This window comes from Vibrio genomosp. F10 str. 9ZD137, assembly GCF_049974785.1.
Taxonomy (GTDB): domain Bacteria; phylum Pseudomonadota; class Gammaproteobacteria; order Enterobacterales; family Vibrionaceae; genus Vibrio.
Genome location: NZ_JBNGCJ010000962.1, coordinates 1 through 5,705, shown reverse-complemented (window position 1 = coordinate 5,705; position 5,705 = coordinate 1). Strand labels below are relative to the sequence as shown.

At 42.4% G+C, this 5,705-nt stretch carries 5 protein-coding genes; 2 read left to right on the top strand and 3 right to left on the bottom strand.

Annotated elements, in window-relative coordinates:
* The 3 genes from ACP45E_RS20935 to grpE form a co-directional block, all read right to left on the bottom strand.
* A partial coding sequence (locus ACP45E_RS20935; protein ID WP_158008409.1) for a DnaJ domain-containing protein occupies positions 1-251 on the bottom strand: 251 nt, incomplete at its 3' end.
* Positions 252-533: 282 nt separating this feature from the next.
* Positions 534-2,453, bottom strand: a complete 1,920-nt coding sequence (dnaK, locus tag ACP45E_RS20930) for a molecular chaperone DnaK (RefSeq protein ID WP_017034189.1) — start codon at positions 2,451-2,453, stop codon at positions 534-536.
* Between the two features lie 236 nt (positions 2,454-2,689).
* Entirely contained in the window at positions 2,690-3,292 is a 603-nt protein-coding gene (grpE, locus tag ACP45E_RS20925) for a nucleotide exchange factor GrpE (RefSeq protein ID WP_017034188.1), read from the bottom strand.
* 140 nt (positions 3,293-3,432) lie between these two features.
* Between grpE and nadK the strand changes: the two genes are divergently transcribed.
* Both nadK and recN read left to right on the top strand, forming a co-directional pair.
* Positions 3,433-4,317, top strand: coding sequence for an NAD(+) kinase (gene nadK / locus ACP45E_RS20920; protein WP_017034187.1), 885 nt, complete (start codon positions 3,433-3,435; stop codon positions 4,315-4,317).
* 117 nt (positions 4,318-4,434) lie between these two features.
* A partial coding sequence (gene recN, locus ACP45E_RS20915) for a DNA repair protein RecN (protein ID WP_069585501.1) occupies positions 4,435-5,705 on the top strand: 1,271 nt, incomplete at its 3' end.

The following is a 5,705-nucleotide window of genomic DNA, read 5'->3' as shown; positions in this document are numbered from 1 at the left end:
ACCGCTCTTCCGATCTTTCCACCTTGCTCAAACGCCGCATGGCCATACTGATCATAAGCCGCCTTCTTTTGAGGGTCGGTTAGGATTTCGTACGCTACTTTGACTTCTTTAAATTTTTCTGGTGCGCTGTCATCACCCTGATTTCGATCGGGATGAAATTTCATTGCTAAGCGTTTGTACGCTTTCTTAATATCGCGCTCTGATGCATCGCGGCCTACGCCTAATACTTCGTAAAAATCACGTTTTGACATGTTCTAGGTCACCAAAATAATTGCTACTACCAAATAGTCACTTGAGTAGTCTATGTATCAATCTAGATAAAAGTTCTGTTATTAAAATATCAAATAAAGCTATTAGCTAGATCGACAAGTCTAAATACAAATTTACGGGCGTGAGAGTTACCTCTGACGCCCGTACTAATCAGTCTTTGAGACAATTTCTAAGCCAGTAGCTTGAGTTCTAGGAGAAAGCGCTGATCCTACGATGGTAGGTGAGCACTTCCGATAAGGAAATCAGGCTACTGTGCAACGAAATTACTTTTTGTCTTCTTTAACTTCTTCAAACTCAGCGTCTACAACATCGTCATCTTGATTTGCTTGCTGTTCACCCGCGTCTGCGCCAGCTGCTTGCTGTGCTTGAGCTTGTTGTTGAGCAATTTCCATCAGTTTTTGAGCTGCTTGCATAAGTTCTTGAACTTTAGCATCGATCGCTTCTTTATCATCACCAGACTTGACTGCTTCTAGTGCCGTAATAGCTGCTTCGATTTTCTCTTTCTCTTCAGCAGGTAAAGCTTCACCCGCTTCTTCAACTTGCTTACGAGTACCGTGAATCATTTGGTCAGCTTGGTTACGAGTCGTCACTAACTCTTCGAACTTTTTGTCCGCTTCTTTGTTAGCTTCAGCTTCTTGTACCATTTTCTCGATCTCTTCCTCAGACAAACCGCCTGATGCCTGGATAGTGATCTTCTGCTCTTTACCCGTTGCTTTATCTTTAGCAGATACGTTCAGGATACCATCAGCATCTAGGTCGAAGGTTACTTCGATTTGTGGCATGCCACGTGGTGCCGGTTGGATACCTTCTAGGTTGAACTGACCAAGAGACTTGTTGTAAGTCGCTTGCTTACGCTCACCTTGAAGAACGTGAATAGTTACTGCATTTTGGTTGTCTTCAGCTGTTGAGAACACTTGATCCGCTTTCGTTGGAATCGTTGTGTTTTTCTCGATTAGCTTAGTCATTACGCCACCCATCGTTTCGATACCGAAAGATAGAGGAGTTACATCTAGAAGAAGAACGTCTTTAACATCACCAGCAAGAACACCACCTTGTACAGCAGCACCCATTGCAACCGCTTCATCAGGGTTCACATCTTTACGAGGTTCTTTACCAAAGAATTCTGTTACTTTAGCTTGAACCATAGGCATACGTGTTTGACCACCAACTAGGATAACATCGTCGATGTCACCTACTGACAGGTCTGCGTCTGCTAGAGCAACTTTAAGAGGCTCAAGAGAACGCTGTACTAGATCTTCAACAAGAGACTCTAGCTTAGAACGTGTTACTTTAACGTTCATGTGCTTAGGACCGGTTGCATCAGCCGTTACGTAAGGAAGGTTTACGTCAGTTTGCTGTGCTGAAGACAGTTCAATTTTCGCTTTTTCTGCTGCTTCTTTAACACGTTGCATAGCAAGAGGATCGGTCTTAAGATCAATGCCTTGCTCTTTTTTGAATTCGTCAACTAGGTAGTTGATTAGGCGGTTATCAAAGTCTTCGCCACCTAGGTGAGTGTCACCGTTAGTTGCTAGTACTTCAAATGTCTTCTCGCCTTCAACTTCGTCAATCTCAATGATAGAGATATCGAAAGTACCACCACCAAGGTCATAAACAGCGATAGTGCGGTCGCCGCCTTTCTTGTCTAGACCGTAAGCTAGCGCCGCTGCCGTTGGTTCGTTGATGATACGTTTAACATCAAGACCAGCAATACGGCCAGCATCTTTCGTTGCTTGACGCTGTGCATCGTTAAAGTAAGCAGGAACAGTAACCACTGCGCCAGTAACTTCTTCACCAAGGAAATCCTCAGCGGTTTTTTTCATTTTCTTTAGTACTTCAGCTGAAACTTGAGGAGCTGCCATTTTTTGGCCTTGCGCTTCAACCCAAGCATCACCGTTATCAGCCTTAACAATGCTGAATGGCATGATTTTGATGTCGCGTTGTACTTCTTCGTCTTCAAAACGACGACCAATCAAACGCTTGATAGCAAATAAAGTGTTTGTTGGGTTAGTTACCGCTTGACGTTTTGCAGGCTGACCCACTAGCGTTTCGCCGTCAGTGTATGCGATAACTGAAGCAGTTGTACGCTCACCTTCTGCATTTTCGATTACACGTGGCTTGTCACCGTCTAAAACAGCAACACAAGAGTTAGTAGTACCTAAGTCAATACCAATGATTTTACCCATCAGGCGATCTCCGAATTAATTCTATTTAGATTTTCTATATCCCCTATGTGGGGGATGAATAGTGGGCTTTCAACCCTTACGAATAAACAAAAATATAATCTTTGTTTTTGTATGAACCATAGATAAGGGCGGCAAAATTCTTTTCAAGGGGAAATGAAAAAAAAGTTCCTTTAATTTCTCGCATAAAAAAGAGAAGCAACGGCTTCTCTTTTTCTTTTATCCAAAAACTGTGGATATTATTTAGCTACCATCACCATTGCCGGGCGAATCACTCGACCATTGAGTTCGTAACCTTTTTGCATAACAAACATCACACTATTAGATTCGTGATCTGGGCTTTCTTGAATAGACATCGCCTGATGCATTTCAGGGTTAAACGCTTCACCTTCAGGGTTAATTTCCTTAAGGCCATTCTTAGTCAGTGCATCTTGGAAAGACTTATGCGTTAGCTCGATACCTTCAAGGATTGGCTTAATCACTTCGTTTTCTGCATCAGCAGCTTGAATTGCGCGCTCAAGGTTATCGATCACAGGCAACAATTCTTCAGCAAATTTATTAACGGCAAATTTACGCGCTTTATCGATTTCGATTTCAGTTCGACGACGCATGTTCTCTACTTCCGCTTTAGCACGAAGTACTGAATCTTTTTGCTCTTCAATTCTAGCTTCGCTAGTCAGCAATGCCGCTTCAAGTTGCGCTATTTTTGCTTCCTGCTCATCGACTTGTACTTCTTCGTTCCATTCGATATCAGCATCGCTTCCAACAACATCAGCATCTCGCTCTGTGTTTTCAGTTTGCTTTAATTGTTCTTCGTTCATTTTGTTTTCTTCGTTGCTCATGATATCTCCAGAATTTAATATAACGTGCGCCTAAACTCTTTATTACTCTCTTAAGGCACAAAAATTCGCATAAAAAGGTGACTTGCCCTTATTATGGGGATGAAGATTCTTGAATCAAGCCCAAATAGTCTGGAAAACCTATGAAAAAATGCTTTGAAGTGATTGCGATCATCGGAAAACCTCGAGATCAACAAGCAATACAAACACATAAAGAGCTCTATCTATGGCTAACCGCTGAAGGTTACCACGTCTTTATTGACGATCGTTTATGCGACATTCTCGATGACATCCCTAAAGAAAACTTCTCTAGCCTAATCGAACTGGGCAAAAAAGCAGACCTTGCCATTGTCGTAGGCGGTGACGGTAATATGCTTGGCGCTGCACGAGTGTTGTCTCGTTTTGATATATACGTTATCGGCGTCAATCGAGGTAATTTGGGCTTTCTGACCGATTTAGACCCTGACAACTTTCAAGGTGGGTTACTTGGCGTTCTTAACGGTGAATACCTCATCGAAGACCGATTTTTACTGGAAGCAGAAATACATCGTCATGGGCAGGTAAAAAGCCATAATTCAGCGCTCAATGAAGCCGTTCTCCACCCTGGGCAAGTTGCTCACATGATTGAATTTGAAGTCTATATTGATGACAAATTTGCGTTTTCTCTACGTTCTGACGGTTTAATTATTTCCACACCAACGGGCTCGACAGCCTATTCATTATCTGGGGGCGGACCAATTTTGTCACCAAGCTTGAACGCGATCAGCTTAGTACCCATGTTTCCCCACACCTTATCCAGTCGCCCTTTGGTGGTTGATGGCAATCGACGAATTAAGCTCATTGTCTCTCCTGACAATCGTGGTACGCAAGAAGTCAGTTGTGACGGCCAAATATCGTTACCGGTTTCTCCTGGTGATGAAATTCATATTTATCAAAGCCCTACAGCATTAAAACTGATTCACCCTAAAGATTACAGCTACTATCATGTGTTAAGAAACAAGCTCGGTTGGTCAAGTAAGCTATTTTGATTTTGCTCACAATCTAGCCATTACCGACAAATAATTTATCTGTACAACTTTACTGTATAAAGAAACAGTATATACTGTTTCTTTATACAGTGTTGTTCAATTGTACAGGTAAATAAAATGCTGGCTCATTTAAGTGTAAACAACTTTGCTATCGTTAAATCTTTACAGCTCGAACTCTCGAAAGGGATGACAAGCATTACTGGCGAAACTGGCGCGGGTAAATCCATTGCTATCGATGCTCTAGGCTTATGTCTTGGGGGGCGAGCTGAAGCCGGAATGGTTCGACAGGGTGAAGAAAAAACAGAAGTTAGCGCCGCCTTTTTATTGGACAACAACTTACTCGCTTCACGTTGGCTTGAAGATAACGACCTACTCGACGGAAACGACTGTATTTTACGTCGTACTATTACCAGAGAAGGTCGCTCAAGAGCCTTCATCAACGGCAGCCCTGTGCCTCTATCTCAATTAAAATCTCTAAGCCAACTTCTGATCAACATCCATGGCCAACATGCTCATCATCAACTGATGAAAAGCGAGCATCAAATGGCGATGCTCGATCAATATGCTGGGCACCACAACCTACTAAAAAATACACGTAATGCTTATCAAAAATGGCGACAATCCGATAACTTACTCAAACAACTCAAAGAAAATAGCCTGCAAAATCAAGCACAAAAACAACTGCTCGAATATCAAATAAAAGAACTGAATGAGCTCGCCATTGCTGAAGACGAATTCAGTTCCTTAGAGCAGGAACATAAACGCTTGTCGAACAGTGGTGAACTGGCCTCAACTTGCCAACAAGCCATCGAACTGATTTATGAAGGTGAGGAAGTTAACGCTCTCAGCGTTTTACAACTGGCAAACAGCGCATTGATTCAACTCGCCGAATTAGATAACAAGTTGGTTGAATTACCTAACATGGTGGCAGAAGCAACGATTCAGATCGAAGAAGTCAATAATGAGCTACGTCACTACCTCGATAGCATTGACATGGATCCTTCTAGAATGGCGTTTGTTGAATCTCGCTTTTCGAAAATAATTTCCATCGCTCGTAAGCACAATGTCATGCCAGAAGACCTTTACCAGCACCATCAAGATTTATTATCACAGATCGAAGCACTTGATTGTTCTGATGAAAAATTTGAAGAATTAAAAAAAGGTGTCGACTCGCATTTCCAGGCGTTCATTGCAACGTCAGAGAAACTGAGCAAGTCACGTTGTCGATACGCCAAAGAGCTCAATAAGCTGATAACTCAAAGTATGCATGAACTGAGTATGGAAAAAGCCCAATTCAAGATTTCTGTCGATTATGAAGTAACGCACCCTTCCCCACTGGGTATGGATGCCATCTGCTTCTTGGTATCAACCAATCCCGGCCAACCGTT